Raw genomic sequence first — 18335 nt, forward strand, 5'->3', positions numbered from 1 at the left:
TTCCACTTTTCATTATACAAAAAAAGAAGCAAGACCAAAGAACGATCTACTCGTCTTTGGTCTTGTCTTTCTTTACAAGTCGTGCTTATGGTGTTGTAGAATTCGTAGCGTCGTTTCCACGACCATTATTTCCATTATCATTCGAGTTGTTTCGTTCCGTTGAACCGTTCGAATTGTTTTGTGCATTCGCACCATCATTTGAATTCGGTGTATCTGTTGACGGTTCATCCGTCGTTGGTTCGTCTGTCGTTGGCTCGTCCGTTGACGGTTCGTCCGTCGTTGGCTCGTCCGTCGTTGGCTCGTCCGTTGTTGGCTCGTCCGTCGTCGGCTCGTCCGTCGTTGGCTCGTCCGTTGACGGTTCGTCCGTCGTTGGCTCGTCCGTTGACGGTTCATCCGTCGTTGGCTCGTCCGTTGACGGTTCATCCGTCGTTGGTTCATCCGTCGTTGGCTCGTCCGTTGACGGTTTTTCTTCTTCAGGATCGGTGACCGTTACCGTCGTCGAGACTGGTCCCGATTTTTCTCCTGACGCTTTCGCTACGACTTGGAATATCGAGCGACCTGGCTTTAATCCACTGATACTGATTCGATTCGTCGTACTCGTTCCGACTGTCGATGATTTACCATCAGCATCTGTCATCTTTACTTCAAACGATACATTATCATACCCATTGGCACGAAGCGCAGCGTCATTGTAGTTCCAAGTCAGTTCACCGCTCTTTTTGTCTTCATCGTAAGATGCTTGTAATCCAGTCGGAGCGGGTACCGTCTTTTTTTCAACGACAGGTTCCTTCGTCCCTTTCACGTATAATTCGTTTCCGATACTGAGGACAGAACTTGGTTGTTCAAATGGCGCTGGCGTTCGATCGCGTGTTTTCGTGATGAAATCTTTCCAGATTTGCTGTGCCATCGTACTGTTATATGGACCACTGAGTCCGGATCCATTGTTGTTTCCTGATTTCGTTGTTCCTGTCCAGACACTGATCGAGACATCAGATGTATATCCTGCAAACCAGACATCTTTATAAGCATTAGTTGTCCCTGTCTTACCGGCTGCATCAAACGACAACCCAGCACTTGGGAACGTACCGCCTGGTTTCAAGACATCACGAAGCATATCCGTCAACATATAAGCTGTGTAGTCTTCCATCGCCTTTTTCGATTTGATTGGTGACTTGATTTTAGATCCGTCACTGTACTCAATCGATTTAATGACGTGTGGTTTGATATAATCGCCCCCATTACCCAGTGTTGCATAAGCTCCTGCCATCTGAGTCGTATTAAAACCATGCTTCATCCCACCAATTGCATAAGCTGGTGAAATCGACTCATCGTCTTTCATTTTCAAGCCAGACTTTTCAGCGAATGCTTCGACTGCATCCCCACCAATTTCTTGGAACGTTTGAATGGCAGGTGTGTTAGCCGAGATTTTCAACCAATGACGAATCGTATTCGTACCACGATATCCATCATAATAGTTTCCAATCTCTTTTCCGTTGACTTCTGTCGGCTTATCCGTCAATTGTTTCGCAGTCGACCATTTGTCATTTTCGATGGCCGGGCCGTATGCGAAGAATGGTTTTGCCGATGATCCCGGTTGATGGGGTTCATTTGCATAGTTTCGTCGCGCTGTTCCTTTACCTGGATTTTTACCATCGACGACTGCAAGAATTTCTCCGGTTTGCGTATTAATTGCCGTAGCAGCCGTTTCAGCATATTCCGGTAATTGAACGATTTGATCTTTTTTGATCGCTTCGTTCATATAGTCATGCATCGGCTTATCAATCGACGTATAGATCTTTAACCCTTGACCATAGATATCTTTTCCTTCTAGACCAAAATCATCTTCTAACTCTTTTGATACCATGTCGAAGATGACACTATCATATGATTCATCCTTCGTTGACTTCGGCGCCGGATTGATTAATTTCGAAATTGGTTGTTTGACCGCTTTATCTCGTTGCGCTTTTGTAATGACGCCTGTCGTTTGCATCGCATTGAGGACTTGTGTCTGACGCCATTTCGTTAGCTTCGGATCTCCTTTGATTGGATCATAAGCTGTCGGACGTTGCGGTAATCCTGCGAGCATTGCAGCTTCCGCATAATTCAACTTATCAACTGATTTATTGAAATAGGCTTTTGAAGCGGTCTGGATGCCAAATGAGTTTTGACCATAGTAGTTTTTATTCAAGTACATCTCTAAAATCTGATCTTTCGTATAATCCTGCTCTAAGCGGATCGCAAGCCATTGCTCTTGGACTTTCCGTGTGATTGTTTTATCAAAGCTGAGGAATGATTGTTTGACGACCTGTTGCGTAATCGTCGAAGCACCTTCAGAACCAAATCCATCAGTGACGTTCGCGATGATGGCACCTCCGAGACGGCGGAAATCAATCCCGTTATGCTGATAAAAACGACGGTCCTCGATCGAGATGAATGCGTCCTTGACGACTTCTGGTACTTCATCGATCGACACATATTCTCGGCTCGTTCCACCTTTTGTGATTTCCTCTTTATTACTGGCATAAATCTTTAACGGTAAAGCATCACGAAGCTCTGCTTCATCAAGCTCAGGTGCCGTAGCAATCGCATAAGCCGCAAATCCGCCTCCGATCAACATCATCAAGATGAATAATCCGGTAGCAATCAACAATAACTTTTTCCAGAGTGGACCTTTCCCACCGGATCCTCCACCTGATTTTTTCTTTTGGGGACGTTTCGTCCGTTTCATCTTTTTCTCAGATGACTTCGTCTCTTCACGACGTGCGACACGACTTCTTTCCATATGCTATCCTTCTCCTTCAATCAAAAAGTGTCTGAATTGAAATATAGTTCGTCCACTGCCTTTAAATAATCGATAGCAGGGTACGCGCCAGTCTCGACTTTGATACCGTCTTGTTCGATGATCGTCAGCGGAATGGATTTCCGTCCGCTTTCGAGTTGATCCCACCAGGGGAACACGTGCTCGACTGAAAGCACATATTGCACATTATACAGACTGAATCGAATGATGACAAAACAAATTCCTCCATGTTCGACACATTGACGCATGTGTGCGATTTGATGGGGGTGAAAATTTTTTATCGGGAAGGACGTTTTATTTGTCGTCTCCTTCGCTTCGAAATCAATATATTTTCCGCGGTAGACACCATTATAATCGGTCGTCGATGGTTGCTTAAAATAAGCTTCTTTGACGACAGCTGCAGATCGCTTTGGATAATCCACTTGAACGATTTGTAACGGAGTGGGTTTCTTGTGAATGATTGCCCGATTATGAGTCAGATAAAACGTATTACTTTCATTCAATAATTTTTCGAGCGTCATCCCACGATTTGAAAAGGTTGAATCGGTTGATCGTGCCTTCTTGATTCGGGTTCCGTGCGACTCGAGTGGCTTTTGAAATTTTTTCCCATTCGGGTAATTCAAAACGATTCCCCTCCTATCGCGTTTATTGTACCATGATATGTGATTGTACCGTATCGGCCGAGAGGAGTAGTTAAAAACCAATGACAATTGAACCGTTATTACAAGAGATTGAACGTATATATCAAGAAGGACGTGCCGGAACCGAATATGACTTCAATCGAGACGTCGTACCGTTCGTCGAACGAGCAGATCAACTGATTGCGCAGTGGCAAACGAATGCCCAAGATAGTCCTTACTTACGTCCGAGTATGGTCGAAAGTGCTGTGGATCAACTGAAGCAGATTTCTGTACAAGCCTTTCAGCCAAAGACGAGTCTGAAACGTTTCAATGAAACGATTAAATCCGTCCGCTATATCGATCGATTGATGAATGGCGAAGAATAATAATTAAAAACAGGAATTATCTTCCTTGAGTCGAACACCTAATCTATAAGGGAATGTTTCACCGGTTTCACTTGCCAGGCTATAGCTTTTCAGTCGCCTAGCGTGTAAAGTGGCATCAAGAGCATTTCTTTCTTAAAGACTGTGTAATTATCGTGCAATTGGAGGAGATTCATTTGAACAAACGGGTACAATCGAACGTCAAAGGCGTTGATGTCAAAGGATTTCCTAAGAACTCAACCCCTGCCCCGAAGAAATACATCATGTTCGTTGACGAGACGGGGAAACTCCAATTGCCTACTATATAATAGGAAGTTACGCGAAACTGTTCTCAAACATGATTGATTCCGCGTCACTTTTAGATGTATTGCTAGTGTGAAATCAGGTGTGCAATCGCACGTTTTTACTATAAGTGTGCAATGAGGTGTGCAATTAAAAATTGCACACCTCATTGTGTTTCTAAGTATTCTATAGGTGGTAAATACCCATAAATTTATGTAATTGTGCAGCTGCTCGTCGTGGGAACGGGAGGCAAAAAAAGATGAAGATTCTATTACTCGGAGAAAATCAACTAGCGATCACTGGGGACGTTACTGAAATCAAACGCGTCGTCGATACACTCACGACAGGTAGTCAAGTCGACCTACTGCTCAAAACGTCTTGCATGAAAAAAATCAATGTCATCCTTCCAAATAATCGAGATATCGTTACGAATGAGCAAGTTGCATTCGTCTTTGACTAATAAAACGGGAAAGGGGAGGTCCCCTTTCGCGAATTCCAGTCGTCACACCCTCCCGACTTCGCCCGACCTCTCCCTGGATTCCCTTGTGGGGAGTCTTAATCATATCACCAATTATCCATATTTACCCATTTTTAAATCATTGTATTTTTCCTCCTGTTTTATTATTGTGATATTTATGATGAAGAGGAGGAGAAGTATGGCGTTCAGCGTTTGGATTGATTCAGCAGCTGCAATTGCTGCGGCAGTTGCTGCCGGTTTTGCAGGTTGGTCTGCTACAGTAAGTAATAAACAGTTTGAAGCACAAAAGAAAGAAAAAGAAGAATCAGAAAGACCTCGCTTGTTACCTGTAAATAAAAATATTTCAGTTGAAGTTACTTCTATTTTTACTGATTGGGATTTGAATAAGATCAATCTAACTCCCATTAAAGATAAATTCGTAAAAGCGCCTATCGAGATGATTAATACAGGCAAGTCATTCGCTGTCAATATCGAATATAGCTATCGTTTACTTGATAACAGTAGTGAATTTAAAGATTTTGATGACGAATACTCAATAAAATTCATAAAATCGCATGATGGTATTTTGACGATAAGTGCTAAAAGCGAATTTGAAAATATCTATTACAGAACTGATGGAAATGATGTATTTAAAAAGACTAATGTTAGAAAAGATATGAATGTAATACCTTATTTAAGATATCATCCTCTTCTTAAAAGTGAAGAATCTGCTTTTCTTTTAGTACCAAATTATTTCGTTGTACTTACAAACCATTACATATTTCAACACTCAAGGTTAAATGAGGACGGAATAAAGTTACCTAGATTATCACTGAGGATAAAGTATAGTGATCAACTTCAAAATGAGTACGTTGATATTTATGAAATGATTGCAAGTACCAAACAGATACAGACGAATGATCAGCGATACGAAGGCTGGATTGATTTTCACCTATTGCATAGTGAAGCACCTAAAAAGAAGTCTCCTCGTTATTTCTGAGGAGACTTCTTACGGTATTTAAAACAACATATTCCAAGTAGCTAGTCCGACGACACCATCAACATCAAGCTTCTTTCGCTTCTGATACGCTTCGACGGCTTTCTCAGTCGCTATGTCATACTTGCCAGTGACTGAAGACCCGACAGCGCGCTGGATGCGCTCAATATCCTTTTTGATCATGCCTTTCGCTCCTTTGTAGAGCGGTTTGCCTGGATACGGAACAATCGCTTTCCCGTCACCTTGTGATGGCTTCGGTTTAGCTGCAGGTTTTGAAGCTGGTGCGGATCCGAGTACCTTGTCCGTGCCGTATCCTTTGTACTCATACTGCAGGTGTGGTGAGTCGATGAATGTCTCATCCCGTTGGTTTCCGTCAGAGTCCCAATCCCCGCCCCATGTGAATCCGAGACGCTGCGCTTCCTTGATTGCTTTCTGGATATTTGCAGCATTATAACCATTCCATACTGCTTTACCATCTTTGACCGGTACGAAATCGAGTGCTTGGCCAACGATATGATACGAGTACATCGTCTGTGATGCACCGGATGCTACATTGGCTTTTTGTTCTGCTACCGTACGGCGAGCATCGTATATCAATACTTCAATGCCGTTCTTGACAAGGTACTCGTACCATTTGAGTGCGAGTCGTTTTGTATTTGGTGCAAGTTCGTTCAAAGTAGCGCGGTTTCGTTTATCGTATAACATTATTTTGCCTCCTTTTGTTTTTCATCCGATTTCACTTCTGCAATGCTTACTTCACTTGAGATGGGTGTAACCTGTTCTTCTTCCGCTGCGGCATTCTCGATGATTGAATCGATTGCTCGCGGTTGTTTCTCTTCTTGAAGTTGCGTCAATACATCCACCAGTTGTTGCGGCAACGGAACGCCGAACAGAGCAAAATTTTCAGTGACGGACAATGCTTCTCGTGCAATGTAGTAATAAAGAACGAGCGTCCGCATAATCGGTAATCCATTGTTGATTAGCTCATCTACCAGTACCGCAATGATGACCACAATAAAAACGACACCCTTTCGAACGCCGCCCCAAAACATTACATCAGAATTGACCTTCTTCAATTTATAGGCTGCCAAGAAGCCACTCATGTAGTCGACAACCATCAAAACCACTAAAATTTTCAGCGCTGTGTCCCACCCTCCCATCAACGCTGTTATGACTGTGCCGATAACAGCAATTGCCCCTTCAAATAGATAATGAGTCTTCAATTCAATCACTCGCTTTCTTTTGTACAGTTTTAAAAAAATAAAAAAACGTCTTCATTTCTGACGTTTCCAAATAGTGATCATTTAATTAGACAATCGGATTTTGCGGTGTTGCTAGAATGGCGTCTACTTCTTCTGGCGTTAATCGCTTCACTTCGACTTGATACTGGATATAGGCTTCATCGACGCGACGTTCTTTCCACATTTTTAGAGCAAAATTATACATAAGACTCATTTCCCTCTCTCCTTTTGGTTTCGATTCATCTATGTTAAAACGGCATAGTCAGAATGACGATCATATCTTCCAAATATGCAACGTTGGATGCTAGTTTTTCATTGTCTTGTTGCAATTTCTCCATTCGTTCTTCGATCGTCGGTGGTGGTACTACCGCTTCCGGCGCATGACCGGTTTCGATCCATTGCCCATCTTGCCACCTTGCTTTATAAAACGACGGCGGCGGAATCTCAACGCAATCAGATGGCATTTCTCCACCTTGAGGAATCACGACAGGTTCGATATAAAAACCTTCCTCGTCCATTCGGTAAGCTTGTTTCATGCTGTCACTCCTTCCTTATACTAAAAAGTTGATGGTGGATAGGTCGATTCTCGATGTACCGCTTTCAATAGAAAGTGGTCTCATGGTTCCGTCTTGACCAATCAAAACAGTTGCTATCTTGCCCGCTGAGGCAGTACCAAAACCACCAATCGCAAATATTTGAGATTGTGCAGGACGATATCCCGCTGGTAGAGTTGCAAATACTGTATCTACAACTGCATTCGAAACAGTCCCAGCACATTGCACGTTATGCCCCCAATATTTCATTTTCGGTGTACGTCCGCCATCCGTCGCCCCGTTCTGCAAGGTCAATGTTAACTCCGTCAATGCGGGCACGTTGTTCCAGATTCCTGTGCTTAATTCGACTTCAAGTTCGGCATAATCCGTGTTGATGGTGCTGGCTGTCATGCCGTTTGAAGGTTCTGCGTAGGCGATGAAGTGGACAAAGCCGTTAGCATCAATTTTGTTAACGATTTGCGTAAATCCGTAAATCAGCTTGCTTACACCTGCATTGGTATGTGTGATATTCGCTCCTGCATAGTTTCCTGTATCAACAAGAAAAACAGATACAGTCGCCTTGTTTCCGGTAGGGCTTGCTCCATTACCCCACCAGTTGAACGCCATTCTTGATAAGTTTGACTTCAGCCATACGACCTTATCCACTGTCATTGCGCCGGGGATGGTGCCGTATGTGCGTTCGACATGGGCAATCAGATCAAAGGAAAAGAGTTGTTGCGAAATAGCACCATTCGAATTTATAGATGTTGTATACGATGTTCCGTCTAACGTTGATAATTGTCCATAAGCTAACCCCCCGCCGTTAATTTCCGGGATAGGGGCACTCGGCGTCTGTAAAGACGTGTAAGGTGTAGAACCCGTAGCTTTTACTGAATGCGGATTAGCGGTCGTGCTTCCAGAAACTTTGCCTACAAAATTCGCAAGAGATTGAGAATTGAATTTATTACCTAGTAATGTGTTTACAAAAGACATATCATCAACCGCTCGCCGCCATGAAGACCATTTACCCGAAATCCAAGCACGAGTAAAAATGATTCCGCTACCGTTCTGCTGGAAAATTTGTGTGTAGTTTGTTGAAATCCTTGCAATGTGGATCAGTACACCAAAAGTAAAACCGGTCGGCTGATTCAAAGCACTTCCATCGACCATATAAATACCTGTTTCCGTAACGGCATTTAGGTCATTGCTATTCGCGGGTAACGTTTTGGCAATGCCGGTATCTTGTGTCAGTTTGAATTTTTGGACTAAATCAACTTTTGCCTGTGCCCCTTCTGTTGTTTCTACTTGCGACCAAATAGACCAAGTGGAGCCACCATTTGAAGATGTACGGTTGTAGCGGCTATTACCAGAAACCTCCCAGTATTCTTGGAAGAAGTGAGAAGAAGTGCGACGTTGTACAAGCAATAAACCGACTGCTGTTGATGGTGCGTTTGGTGTACTTGATGGTACGAGGAAAACACCGACGGTCAATGCTGCATTGACATCTGTCACTGTTCCTTTAGGACCTCCATCAGTTGCAGTTAGCGGAAATAGTTGCGCCCCATCCCACTTCGCCCGTTCTTGCGCTGTGATATGTTTGACCGTATCCGAATTGTGGGCATCAAAGTCATCGTGTACCTCGTTGACCGCTGCCGTAACGCTAGCTTTATTCGCTGTTTTAAGAGCGGCAAGAGAGCCGACCTTCACATCAGTTGCGAGATCAGTGTTTGTGATTGATCCGTCCGTGATTTGAGCGGAACCGATTGCCGGAAGCTGCGAGGCGGTAAGTTTGCTATCTGTTCCAAGTGTAGCGACACCGTTTGCCGCTCCCTTCTCAGAATTCGGGATTTTCGCATCCGCGGATGACTTCACTTCATTTACCGCTGCCGTGACGGATGTTTTAGCGGTCGTCGCCAGTGTCGTGAGTGAGCCCACCTTGACGTCCGTTGCAAGATCGGTGTTCGTGATACTGTTGTCTGTAATCTGCGCCGATCCGATGGCTGGTAACTGTGAAGCGGTCAACTTGCTATCAGTGCCGAGGGTGGCAACCCCGCTTGCTGCGCCTAATTTCTCAGTGTGAACAGCATTTGTTTGCAATTCTTGTAAGGCATAGTACGTGTTGTACATCCACCAGTTCCACCACCCGGCGGGTGGCTTGTCACCTATCGCCCATCCTGAATCGATTTTCGACTGTGGCGGTTTTGTTCCGGCGTTTTTCCATTCTGGAAGTGGCTTTGTGTAAGGCATGATTTAACCCCCTGTTTTAGATTGGCAATACAATTTCATCGTCTGGATCAAACGCACCGGACAATGTGCCGCCTGTGCTTTGGTTCAGTGGTGCAAATCCTGTTGCTGCATCGTTTTCTAAGACATCATACTGTGAGGAATAGGCAAACGTACCGCTCAAATCAATGGCAGCCACCCGGACACCAGAAGCGACGACACGTTGCGTGATTTTACCGAACTGAACGGCACTCATGCCCGATTGGTTGATGACTTCGATCGGCAACCCAGTAATGATAATAGCTGCTGGTTCGGGTGCAAGTGCATCACTATAAAGTTCTTTGATGCCGAACTGATCGGGTGTCGTGTTCAATGTGATTGCCAGGGATTGAATGATCCCGTCCATCGTGCCATCTGACAGGTTACGGGCAACCCGAGCGCGAATGAGAATGCGCAAGACTTCATTTGTCGCAAGCCCTCGCATCTGTCCGACATTGGCGGCGATAAGGTCCAACGTCTCACCTTCAGCTTGGTTAATGTCTCGCCAGCTTTCAACTTTTTTCAACGTTTCATCCAAGTCTTCCATTTGACCAGATACGAGCAAGATCAACTTTCCTATATTGCTGTTCGGTTTTTTTGTATAGGATTCAGCCAGACTCCTCATCATGTTTTCGAAGATGCCCATTAGATCACCGTCACTTTCCCTGTGTCGGTTTGAGCCACCTGGTTATCCGCAATGACAAGGTTTGCGGTTCCGAGTGTACCGGCGCTTGTTCCGATTCTTACTTTCGCATCGTCGATACCAGTAATGTTGAATACTGCCCGTGTCAGCTGTGACACAATGACGTCTTCCCCCATTTGAGAGCCGACATAGATTGTGCCGTCGCTTGCGGTACCGCCGATCAATTGCACGATTTCATCTTTTACCAGGGTGATGCCATCCACCGGGAAACCAGCGTTCGTTGTCACATCGACTTCCACATAAATATTGACTTGCGTTGCATAATCAAACCGCACCGTTTGAGCATTACCGGAAGCATCATACACGGTTCTGACTTGCGTTCCCATCGGTTTGATACCAGCGGCTTTCTTTTCGTAAATGGCTTCTACAATGGACTGGGCGTCGCCACCGAGCACATACGCATGAATCGACTTTGGGTCATTGCCACCAACTGCCGTATTTTCATTGTTTTCAATGACCGATACCGCCCGGACGTTTGGAACTTCCAGGATGGCAGCGCGAATTGAACTGGTCGTACCGAAACCGTTCCCCGCGGTTGAATCAAGCAACCGGGCGACCAGTTCAGCGTCGGTCTCGATGTCTCGTCCTTCTGATGATCCGAGCGGGTTTGTTACCGTCAAGACATCGGCGGATGGTTCCGCTTGAATCGTGATCGTGTTAGCAGGAACGTTGCCGAACGCGCCAGGGAATAACGCAACGGCGGACCCGCTACCGACACCCGAGGCATTCAATAGAACGTCTTGCGTCAGTACAAAATAAATATCATTGTCCGTGGTGAACTGTGTACCTTCCAGGATGGTGAAATTCGGTGTTCCTGTGAATGATAGATCAACGATAGATGATTGTTCCGGGTTACGTTGCGTGTTATAGAGCGGCGTTAGATAGTCCAGTTGCACACCTTCTGCCTTGCCGACAAAAGCGGAATTATATACCTTTTCCGCTAATTCCCACCCCTTCGAATGGAACCAGGCGAACAAACGAATGAGAATACCAAGCGGCGACCGTTCAGAAGTGTTGATGTCATCCCCGAACAGTTCGCGGGCTTTAATATCCATCTCTTCATAAATCTCACTGTAATTCTTCTTTTTGAATCCTTTCGCATCAAGCCCCATTAGATTTCAACTCCTCCCAGTTGGACTTCTTCACCATTCGTTTTAATCAGTGTCATCGATACCGACAACCGGCGGGAATTAAAGTCCGGCACTAGTTCCAATCGATCAACTGCCTGAATCCGTCCATCTGCGGTTGCCGCTTCGACAATCGCAAGCCGCGCCGATTCCTCGTTGAATGGTTTTGTCTCGAACGGTTCACGATCCATACCGTAATTTAAATCTAAGAACCATTCTCCTTGTGCCGCTTCAATGTTCATACGGACCGATTGCGCTAGTTCTTCGTCTTCCTGGATCATAGCGAAATCGCCGTTGTTAATAACTAAATCACCGTTTGTGACTTTAAGTGTTCTCATAGTTCCAGCACCCCCAATACAACCGCATCTCGAATGTCGTGCATCCTAGAAGCATCGGGATCGAACGGTTTAGTTTGAAGATTGTCGAGCGCCCTTTCAGCAAACGCGACAAAAACGATATCATTTTTAGAAAGTGTTCCGATATGTTTTAGGCATGGCGCCCCTTCAATGAGTGGGTACCGTTCCGTTGAACCATCCTTATACACGGTCATGAATAGCAATTCGATGTCCGCTTCTTTCTTTCCGGCGTTATAACTGACCACTCGAGCAGGTGCCGTCGTATGGATTCCTAAGCGGACCGATCGTTTCAGTTCATCGAAAAATCGTGCATGTTTTGACATTAGATCATCTCCGCTTCTGTGTAGAATCCATCCGATGTAGCAATGTGCTTTCCGCGGACAACACGATACGTTCCGTTTGCCGTGGATGATTTAACTGTCACGATGCTTGCGACCGTGATTCGGTGTTGTAACAACATTTTCATTCTGATGCCTCGTTCCCCGTCATCCTCATAGGGTTCGGGTGAAGCAATCAGACCAGTTTCCTCACTCACTGTGAACCGTTCGTCAAATCCTTCCCGTAACGGACGAACAACAAGACGACCACGCCGATAATAGAGGATCGACCCGCAATCCCGCACGACTTCTTCCAAGTTGTTCAGAATCAGTCCCGTGACGGTGTAGCCTTTCTTATAAATCTTGTCGCGTGTCAGTTTCGGTGGTGCTGCTAACTTGATGCCGAGCACCTTCACCAGTTTATTGATGATGACGGAACCTTTCGTTCCCTTCTTGAACGCAATTTGCAATTTCCGTTCCTTGTCCTGTCCTTTTTTCTTACCGGACGTATATTTTTCAGCAGGATCAGCGTTTTTTGACGTAACTTTGATCCGGGAAAAGTCATCCCCTTCTAACACGAAAACGGATGTAACCTTATTAACGCCCTCACGCTTCGTGAAAGACCTAGAAACAATGCCGGATGCCAAGACCCCGACTTCTCCCCGGTAGCCCGCCTGTAACGTACAGCGGACGCCTCGTTTGATTTTGGACGTACTATCTTTCGATAAGTTAAACAACTGAATTTCAGTTTCGTTCGGCTTCGAATCGTCATCAAAAGGATTTTCGAATCGGATTTCCAGCCCGTCATCTCCTTCATTGGTGTATGTCGCCTTATAGTTGCCACTTTCAAAAGAAACCCGTTTGACCCGTCCGAATTGTTCAGTCCGTTTCATCCGCTTCCTCCTCCCCGCTACCGTCCGCAATATAAAGAAAAACGGATTCCCCAAAATTCTCATAGGAAACCCGTTTGGCATTCATACCTATATCGAGCGGAATCAGTGTCGGTGCTGGTAGATCAACACGGGAAACGTCTGCCCATAACGGACGACCCAGCATCAACTTTTCACCCGTAATGATCGCAACGTCTTCCCCGCTGTCACCCGTTGTATACAAGTCGATGGTGAAAAAGTCACCCGTCTCATTGTAGTTGACTTGCATCGTGAACAATTCATCCGCTAAATCAATGTCGAATTGTTCTGGAAGTGCTGTCTTATCAATCGGAATGATATCGTAAACTTCTTGTGCTAATCCCATTTTTTCACCTACTCCCTAATAAGCATGATTATTTCACTCTTAATTTCACACCAATCGGAATTCTCCGGTCGGGGTACTTGTTCCATTTCCTTAATTGAGAAATGGACGTCCCGTATTTGATGTTCATGAGCCAATACGTTTCCCCACGCTTTACACGGTGATACCGTTTCGGGCTTGATCGTGGTTTTTTCGATGCGGGTTTCTTTTTTCCGCCCCGAGTCACGGGCTTCTGTGCTTTCTTCTTAACCCACGGGCTTTTCGACAAGCGGATTTTTTGAAGTTTAACCGTAAGGGCAACTCCGTTCGCAATCTGTGAATTATAGTCCCTGTCAATCGACGTAATCAGTACCGCGGTTGCGGCGGTACGACCGACATAGTTCACGATCGTACCGTTATTCATATAATTTTCTAAGGTTCTAAGTCGAGTTGAATGATCTTTGCCAAGCAAGTAGGCAGTGAATGTGTATTGTGGTGACGTCTTTTCGACGTGATCTGAAATCGGCGCCCCTTTTTCAACCGGGTATTCCGTCACCCGGACCGCCTCATTCACGTTCTCGTTTTCAACGTGAATGAGTACCTTTCCGAGTTTAGCCATTAATAATCAACCTCCTCTGCGAACAAATCTTGCAAGTGGCTGAACATGTCGTCATTCGCTTGTTTGATCTGTTCTTTAACGGATGCGCCGTCACTATCATTACTTACCGTGATGTTGTATGTCGGATTGAAGTCGATTCGAACAGTCTTGTTGTTGCTGGTTGTGCTCGCACCGTAAGCGGAACCACCGCCCATCCCTTCGTTAGCGACCGTTAACATGCTTTGAGTACGCATGAGCGGCGCTGGAATTGGATTCGGTAGAGTCGGCATTCTAGGTGTTGGCGGGATAGCTGCTGATGCGACCGTTTTAGACATCTCGCGAACCATCCGCAAGTTGTCTTCCATACCAAGCGCAAGACCTTCCGACGTCCATCCGCCGTACTCGATCATGACTTTCGAAGGGGATGCAATGCCGAGAATTCCGGTGATCCCATCTTTCACGGTATTGGCAATGTCACCAATCGTTCTAGCGACCGAACCCGCCATGCTCGAAATACCACCAATCAGACCCTCGATGATGTTTCGACCGATACCCGCTAAATCAATGCTAGATAACGTGTCCATGATGCTCGTTCCGATACTCATAGCGGCTTCTCCGACTGCACCGAGCAATTGCAGAATCCCATTTATTAACGCCTGGATTAATTGGACGCCTGCTTGAAGCAATTGTGGTGCGCTGGAAACGAGCGCTTGAACCAGCGCAACAATCAATTGAAGTGCCGCCGCTACTAATTGTGGCAACATCTGAATGATTCCGTTAATCAGCGACGTCAGGATTTGCACTCCCGCATTGATGATTTGCGGTAAATTCGCAATGAGTGTGTTCGTCAGCTGCGTAATCAAGTTGACTGCCATCGTCACCAATTGTGGCAACATTTGCGTAATGCCGGTCACTAATTGTGTGATGACTTGCATCCCGACCGTTATCAGTTGCGGCAATAGGGTTGTCAATGTCGTGACCAGCTGCATGATGATCGTCATCGCTGTGGTCAAAAGTTGCGGCAGTGCTTGCATGATTCCGTTGAGTAATCCGGTCAAAATTTGCATCCCGGCGTTCAATATCAAAGGCAAGTTGACCATGATTCCATTCGCAATTGCCATAATGATTTGAAGCGCTCCGTTTAGAATCATCGGCAACGCCTGTATGATTCCTGTAAGCAATCCCTGGATCAATTGAAGCCCTAACGTTAAGAGTTGGGGAATCAAGGTTAAAATTGTGTTGACTAGCGTTGTAATAATCTGCATGGCAACCGGGATCAGCGTCGGTAAAAGCGTTAGAATTCCAGTGATTAATGCTTGCAGGATGCTAAATGCGGTTGTAATCAGAATCGGTAAAAGCGTGACGATTCCAGCAATGAGGGCTTGTAAAATCTGCATTCCCGCTTGTAAGAGAACCGGCAGCAATTGACCAATGCTCGATACCAGCATCAAGACCACCTGTGATAGCGCGGTGACGACTTGCGGAAGCGCCTGTGCGATCCCCTGGACTAGACTGGTGATGATTTTCACGCCTTGATTCACGAATTGTGGCACTTGCGTGACTAGGAATGTCGCAATACCTTGGACAACTTGTCCGATCGTTCCCGATAATTGTGTGGCATTCGACGAAATGCCTTGTGCGATTGCTGGAATGAAGCGAGAAGCAGCAATGATAAGACCAGGAATCCCACCGACCAAGAAACCGATGATAGACGGAACGATTTGTGCAAAAATCTCACCAATCTTGCTGAAATCTCCCTTGAACGCGGCAGAAATAGCAGATGCGAATGCCGTTGCTTGTTGAACCAACTGGTTGAATACCGGCGCCAGGAATTTAGCAAGCCAACCAAAGACCGACTGTGCGACCTGTTGAATGCTTTTCCACGCTGAATTCACGGCATTGGCAAACATCTTGTTGTTTTGATAAAGCGTTGTCAGTGCGACACCGAGCGCAATCAGACCACCGATGATAAGCGGGATCGGTCCAAGTGTAGCAAGCAAGGCACTACCAAACGCCAGGACTGCCGGTGACGATAGGGCAACCATGACGAGTTTTGCCGCGATACCAAGCGCTAACAATCCTTGCACAACCCTGTATAAGATCGGGTGCGCTTTCTGGAACGATACTGCGAACGCTTGAATCCGTGTGACAACGTTGAACAGAAATACGAACAGTGAAGCAAATGCGTTTGTCAGAGCACCAAACACCGTGACGATCGCATGACCGACCGCCGTCATGGCTTTCAGGAATCCGCCACCCATTTTGCTTGTAAGCGAATCGACCATTTTTGCAAATGCTTCGTTTTCTCGATACGCTTTTCGGAATCCAGAGACCAGACCGACGATAGCCGCCGCGACGAGATAGACCGTTCCTGACATGGCAGCAAGACCAGTGACGAGCGGACCAATAAGCATCCAAGCAGCAGCAAACGCCGCTTTCATCCCCATGATTAGACCGATACCGATTGTAAGCGGTGAAAGGATCAACGTGAGCGCTGGAATAAGCATCAAGAACCCTTGAAGCATTCGAGCCGTTGCCGGATGCGCTTCGTTGAATGCTGATACTAGATTAGCGATCGTCGTAATGAAGTTGTAGATTTGTTTCATGACCGCGCCAAACACCTGCACCATCGGTTCAAACGCTTTTCGAACAGCGCTTTGCATCCGGTTAAAGGCTTCCTCATAACCCGCAACGCTTTTCATTGCGGCTTTGTGTAAGGAGGAATAGAGAAGTGCCGATGTAACTGCGGCGGCCATTGCGACCATCTGCATCCGCATGAGACCTTGCGAAATCATCATGGACATTTCATTTAGCTGCTTCATGTTTGCCGTAGGTCCGAGCATTTGAAGTGCCAATGCTGCCGGTTGCCCCTGCATCGCAATACGGTTCATGCCGTCTGCAACTGCAAGTGCCCCTTTATTGACCTGATAAAGTGGATTTCTCATACGGTCAAAGTTGGCCGCAATCTTGTTTGCTTGTGTGGATCGTGCGAGCATTTGTCCGACACCCTGGATAAAGCCCATTTTCGCCATTTTATCGGCTGCCATCATAGCGTCGGTAATTTTTTTGTGTGCCAGCCCTGCTTTTTGAACTTCTCGCATAAATTGGTTCGTTGATCCGCTATATGTATCAGCGGCTTTTGTCAGCTTGAACATGTCATATTCAGCTTTCATTAACTGATTGCGGAACGGAATCATAGCCGCTCGTTGGGAATTGTATGCATCGAGCATTTCCCGTTTCATTTGTAATGCTTCCTGCGACATGCCCCGTGTTTGCATCATCATCCAGTTCGTCGAGTCACCCATGCGACGATAACCGCGAGTATACACACCCGTTGTCTGGTTGATGTTGTCCGCCATATCCCGGGTGTTCTGTGTAACCTCGTTGATTCGGTGGTTAATCTCGCGCAATGGATCGGCGTTCGCCAAAATATCGACGATAATTTGATTCTCACGCAATGCCATGTCTAGCACCTCCCTATTTTTTCTTTTTCGACTCCTTTTGTTCCAACTTGCGGTATTCTTCGAGCGCAACGGCAGCCATTCGGATTTCGTGCGGGTCCATCATAGAGACTTCCGTATAAGTGAATTTCTCACTCATGATTAGCTGCCAAAACGCCCAATCCCGAGCGACTTCCCGAGCATAGACCGCTTTCGGGAACGGTTTAACCCATAAGAAAGTCAGAAGCCTCTTTCATCAACTCGTTGAAAGCTGTGTTTCCGATTTCTTCGACCGTTTCCCAGCTCACCCGCGGTTCGACAATGACGTGTTTCATGTATTCTTCGTACAATTTTTCTTCGACCAATTGACCGTTCATATTCTTTGCGCGGTCACGGATGCGGACACCCTCTCGAACGCCTGGATGTTGCAACGTGAATTGTTTTTGTTCATCACCGATTGTTACTGTCTTTTGTGTTCCTTGTGCTGTCTTTGCCATTTTGAGCATCTCCCTTTTACTAGCCATAGTTTTTTGTCACCCTTTCAATACAATGAAATACGCCGAGAATTTTTCCCGGCGCATCCTGTCTCTTATTGATCTTTGTAATCAAACACACGGATTTCAAATTCACGGTCCTCGATCTCGTCACTTAGTCCACCAGACGGCGACTTGACGAACATTGCTTGTGTCCCACCGATTTTTTCGTCTGGCGTCGTAATCCAGATTGGAAAAACGGTACGAGCGTTTGCAAGTCGTTTCAATTGCGCCAAGTTAGGCGATGTCTGCGACAACGTGAGGGTGATTGTACCCGTGTTGTTGTTCGTAATCGCCACCGCTGTATCTCCGAGCGCATCTGTTTTTGAGTTGAAGTTGTCCTCGTCCTTTTCCCACTCGACGAATGACCCTTCTGCAAATCCTGTAACGAATCGGTTATTGATATTGACTGATGTTTCTCGTGCATCAAATGTGCGAACTTCCGGCATGATTCTT

The 18335-nt window shown here is 45.9% G+C and carries 22 protein-coding genes; 4 read left to right on the forward strand and 18 right to left on the reverse strand.

Going from position 1 to position 18335, the window contains the following annotated elements; translation table 11 throughout:
* Positions 1 to 85: 85 nt before the first annotated feature.
* Both ACY2IG_RS10115 and recU read right to left on the reverse strand, forming a co-directional pair.
* Positions 86 to 2782 (reverse strand): PBP1A family penicillin-binding protein, encoded by a 2697-nt coding sequence (locus ACY2IG_RS10115; protein ID WP_462617851.1) that lies wholly within the window; start codon positions 2780 to 2782, stop codon positions 86 to 88.
* 20 nt (positions 2783 to 2802) lie between these two features.
* Complete coding sequence (gene recU / locus ACY2IG_RS10120) at positions 2803 to 3429, reverse strand: Holliday junction resolvase RecU (protein WP_035409519.1); 627 nt, start codon at positions 3427 to 3429, stop codon at positions 2803 to 2805.
* A 74-nt stretch (positions 3430 to 3503) separates the two neighbouring features.
* Here recU and ACY2IG_RS10125 point away from each other — a divergent pair, with 74 nt between their 5' ends.
* From ACY2IG_RS10125 to ACY2IG_RS10140, 4 genes are all read left to right on the forward strand, one after another.
* Positions 3504 to 3806, forward strand: a complete 303-nt coding sequence (locus ACY2IG_RS10125) for a DUF1798 family protein (protein ID WP_023468613.1) — start codon at positions 3504 to 3506, stop codon at positions 3804 to 3806.
* 173 nt (positions 3807 to 3979) lie between these two features.
* Entirely contained in the window at positions 3980 to 4111 is a 132-nt protein-coding gene (locus ACY2IG_RS10130; RefSeq protein WP_285801428.1) for a hypothetical protein, read from the forward strand.
* 233 nt (positions 4112 to 4344) lie between these two features.
* Complete coding sequence (locus ACY2IG_RS10135) at positions 4345 to 4545, forward strand: hypothetical protein (protein ID WP_462617852.1); 201 nt, start codon at positions 4345 to 4347, stop codon at positions 4543 to 4545.
* 196 nt (positions 4546 to 4741) lie between these two features.
* Positions 4742 to 5542, forward strand: a complete 801-nt coding sequence (locus ACY2IG_RS10140; protein WP_462617853.1) for a hypothetical protein — start codon at positions 4742 to 4744, stop codon at positions 5540 to 5542.
* A gap of 18 nt (positions 5543 to 5560) precedes the next feature.
* Here the strand turns inward: ACY2IG_RS10140 and ACY2IG_RS10145 are convergent, their stop codons facing one another.
* The 16 genes from ACY2IG_RS10145 to ACY2IG_RS10220 all read right to left on the reverse strand — a co-directional run bounded on the left by ACY2IG_RS10145 (position 5561) and on the right by ACY2IG_RS10220 (position 18328).
* Positions 5561 to 6244, reverse strand: coding sequence for a peptidoglycan-binding protein (locus ACY2IG_RS10145; RefSeq protein WP_462617854.1), 684 nt, complete (start codon positions 6242 to 6244; stop codon positions 5561 to 5563).
* Positions 6244 to 6762, reverse strand: coding sequence for a phage holin family protein (locus tag ACY2IG_RS10150; protein ID WP_462617855.1), 519 nt, complete (start codon positions 6760 to 6762; stop codon positions 6244 to 6246). Before ACY2IG_RS10150 ends, ACY2IG_RS10145 begins: the two co-directional genes overlap by 1 nt.
* Positions 6763 to 6847: 85 nt before the next feature.
* Positions 6848 to 6994: a hypothetical protein gene (locus tag ACY2IG_RS10155; protein ID WP_462617856.1), complete on the reverse strand. Its 147-nt coding sequence runs from the start codon at positions 6992 to 6994 to the stop codon at positions 6848 to 6850.
* Positions 6995 to 7028: 34 nt separating this feature from the next.
* A complete protein-coding gene (locus ACY2IG_RS10160; RefSeq protein ID WP_462617857.1) occupies positions 7029 to 7316 on the reverse strand; it encodes a hypothetical protein in 288 nt (95 codons plus the stop codon).
* A 15-nt stretch (positions 7317 to 7331) separates the two neighbouring features.
* Complete coding sequence (locus ACY2IG_RS10165) at positions 7332 to 9560, reverse strand: pyocin knob domain-containing protein (RefSeq protein ID WP_462617858.1); 2229 nt, start codon at positions 9558 to 9560, stop codon at positions 7332 to 7334.
* Positions 9561 to 9576: 16 nt separating this feature from the next.
* Positions 9577 to 10203: a hypothetical protein gene (locus ACY2IG_RS10170; RefSeq protein WP_462617859.1), complete on the reverse strand. Its 627-nt coding sequence runs from the start codon at positions 10201 to 10203 to the stop codon at positions 9577 to 9579.
* Between the two features lie 17 nt (positions 10204 to 10220).
* Positions 10221 to 11390, reverse strand: a complete 1170-nt coding sequence (locus tag ACY2IG_RS10175; RefSeq protein WP_462617860.1) for a baseplate J/gp47 family protein — start codon at positions 11388 to 11390, stop codon at positions 10221 to 10223.
* Positions 11390 to 11743 carry a hypothetical protein gene (locus tag ACY2IG_RS10180; RefSeq protein ID WP_462617861.1) on the reverse strand — a complete coding sequence of 118 codons (354 nt, stop codon included), beginning with the start codon at positions 11741 to 11743 and terminating at the stop codon, positions 11390 to 11392. Before ACY2IG_RS10180 ends, ACY2IG_RS10175 begins: the two co-directional genes overlap by 1 nt.
* On the reverse strand, positions 11740 to 12084 hold the full coding sequence (locus ACY2IG_RS10185) for a Gp138 family membrane-puncturing spike protein (protein WP_462617862.1): 345 nt from the start codon (positions 12082 to 12084) through the stop codon (positions 11740 to 11742). Before ACY2IG_RS10185 ends, ACY2IG_RS10180 begins: the two co-directional genes overlap by 4 nt.
* Positions 12084 to 12971 (reverse strand): phage protein, encoded by an 888-nt coding sequence (locus ACY2IG_RS10190; RefSeq protein ID WP_462617863.1) that lies wholly within the window; start codon positions 12969 to 12971, stop codon positions 12084 to 12086. Before ACY2IG_RS10190 ends, ACY2IG_RS10185 begins: the two co-directional genes overlap by 1 nt.
* Positions 12958 to 13332, reverse strand: coding sequence for a phage baseplate plug family protein (locus tag ACY2IG_RS10195; protein ID WP_462617864.1), 375 nt, complete (start codon positions 13330 to 13332; stop codon positions 12958 to 12960). Before ACY2IG_RS10195 ends, ACY2IG_RS10190 begins: the two co-directional genes overlap by 14 nt.
* A 28-nt stretch (positions 13333 to 13360) precedes the next feature.
* A complete protein-coding gene (locus ACY2IG_RS10200) occupies positions 13361 to 13927 on the reverse strand; it encodes a LysM peptidoglycan-binding domain-containing protein (RefSeq protein WP_462617865.1) in 567 nt (188 codons plus the stop codon).
* Positions 13927 to 17370: a phage tail protein gene (locus tag ACY2IG_RS10205; protein WP_462617866.1), complete on the reverse strand. Its 3444-nt coding sequence runs from the start codon at positions 17368 to 17370 to the stop codon at positions 13927 to 13929. The genes ACY2IG_RS10200 and ACY2IG_RS10205 overlap by 1 nt, the downstream gene beginning before the upstream one ends.
* Positions 17371 to 17383: 13 nt before the next feature.
* A complete protein-coding gene (locus ACY2IG_RS10210) occupies positions 17384 to 17506 on the reverse strand; it encodes a hypothetical protein (RefSeq protein WP_462617867.1) in 123 nt (40 codons plus the stop codon).
* A 64-nt stretch (positions 17507 to 17570) separates the two neighbouring features.
* Positions 17571 to 17843 (reverse strand): hypothetical protein, encoded by a 273-nt coding sequence (locus tag ACY2IG_RS10215; RefSeq protein ID WP_462617868.1) that lies wholly within the window; start codon positions 17841 to 17843, stop codon positions 17571 to 17573.
* Positions 17844 to 17935: 92 nt separating this feature from the next.
* Positions 17936 to 18328: a phage structural protein gene (locus tag ACY2IG_RS10220; protein ID WP_462617869.1), complete on the reverse strand. Its 393-nt coding sequence runs from the start codon at positions 18326 to 18328 to the stop codon at positions 17936 to 17938.
* Between the last annotated feature and the right edge of the window lie 7 nt (positions 18329 to 18335).

The sequence above is a fragment of the Exiguobacterium sp. EF_C8 genome, from assembly GCF_054956715.1.

Excerpts from the sequence above, each read along its gene's own strand:
- ACY2IG_RS10135 (WP_462617852.1), top strand. The coding sequence starts at position 4,345 with ATGAAGATTCTATTACTCGGAGAAAATCAACTAGCGATCACTGGGGAC.
- ACY2IG_RS10140 (WP_462617853.1), top strand. The coding sequence starts at position 4,742 with ATGGCGTTCAGCGTTTGGATTGATTCAGCAGCTGCAATTGCTGCGGCA.
- ACY2IG_RS10185 (WP_462617862.1), bottom strand. The coding sequence starts at position 12,084 with ATGTCAAAACATGCACGATTTTTCGATGAACTGAAACGATCGGTCCGC.
- ACY2IG_RS10180 (WP_462617861.1), bottom strand. The coding sequence starts at position 11,743 with ATGAGAACACTTAAAGTCACAAACGGTGATTTAGTTATTAACAACGGC.
- ACY2IG_RS10145 (WP_462617854.1), bottom strand. The coding sequence starts at position 6,244 with ATGTTATACGATAAACGAAACCGCGCTACTTTGAACGAACTTGCACCA.
- ACY2IG_RS10125 (WP_023468613.1), top strand. The coding sequence starts at position 3,504 with ATGACAATTGAACCGTTATTACAAGAGATTGAACGTATATATCAAGAA.
- ACY2IG_RS10215 (WP_462617868.1), bottom strand. The coding sequence starts at position 17,843 with ATGGCAAAGACAGCACAAGGAACACAAAAGACAGTAACAATCGGTGAT.
- ACY2IG_RS10190 (WP_462617863.1), bottom strand. The coding sequence starts at position 12,971 with ATGAAACGGACTGAACAATTCGGACGGGTCAAACGGGTTTCTTTTGAA.
- ACY2IG_RS10220 (WP_462617869.1), bottom strand. The coding sequence starts at position 18,328 with ATGCCGGAAGTTCGCACATTTGATGCACGAGAAACATCAGTCAATATC.
- ACY2IG_RS10155 (WP_462617856.1), bottom strand. The coding sequence starts at position 6,994 with ATGAGTCTTATGTATAATTTTGCTCTAAAAATGTGGAAAGAACGTCGC.
- ACY2IG_RS10170 (WP_462617859.1), bottom strand. The coding sequence starts at position 10,203 with ATGATGAGGAGTCTGGCTGAATCCTATACAAAAAAACCGAACAGCAAT.
- ACY2IG_RS10115 (WP_462617851.1), bottom strand. The coding sequence starts at position 2,782 with ATGGAAAGAAGTCGTGTCGCACGTCGTGAAGAGACGAAGTCATCTGAG.
- ACY2IG_RS10205 (WP_462617866.1), bottom strand. The coding sequence starts at position 17,370 with ATGGCATTGCGTGAGAATCAAATTATCGTCGATATTTTGGCGAACGCC.
- ACY2IG_RS10210 (WP_462617867.1), bottom strand. The coding sequence starts at position 17,506 with ATGAGTGAGAAATTCACTTATACGGAAGTCTCTATGATGGACCCGCAC.
- ACY2IG_RS10195 (WP_462617864.1), bottom strand. The coding sequence starts at position 13,332 with ATGGGATTAGCACAAGAAGTTTACGATATCATTCCGATTGATAAGACA.
- ACY2IG_RS10160 (WP_462617857.1), bottom strand. The coding sequence starts at position 7,316 with ATGAAACAAGCTTACCGAATGGACGAGGAAGGTTTTTATATCGAACCT.
- ACY2IG_RS10165 (WP_462617858.1), bottom strand. The coding sequence starts at position 9,560 with ATGCCTTACACAAAGCCACTTCCAGAATGGAAAAACGCCGGAACAAAA.
- ACY2IG_RS10200 (WP_462617865.1), bottom strand. The coding sequence starts at position 13,927 with ATGGCTAAACTCGGAAAGGTACTCATTCACGTTGAAAACGAGAACGTG.
- ACY2IG_RS10175 (WP_462617860.1), bottom strand. The coding sequence starts at position 11,390 with ATGGGGCTTGATGCGAAAGGATTCAAAAAGAAGAATTACAGTGAGATT.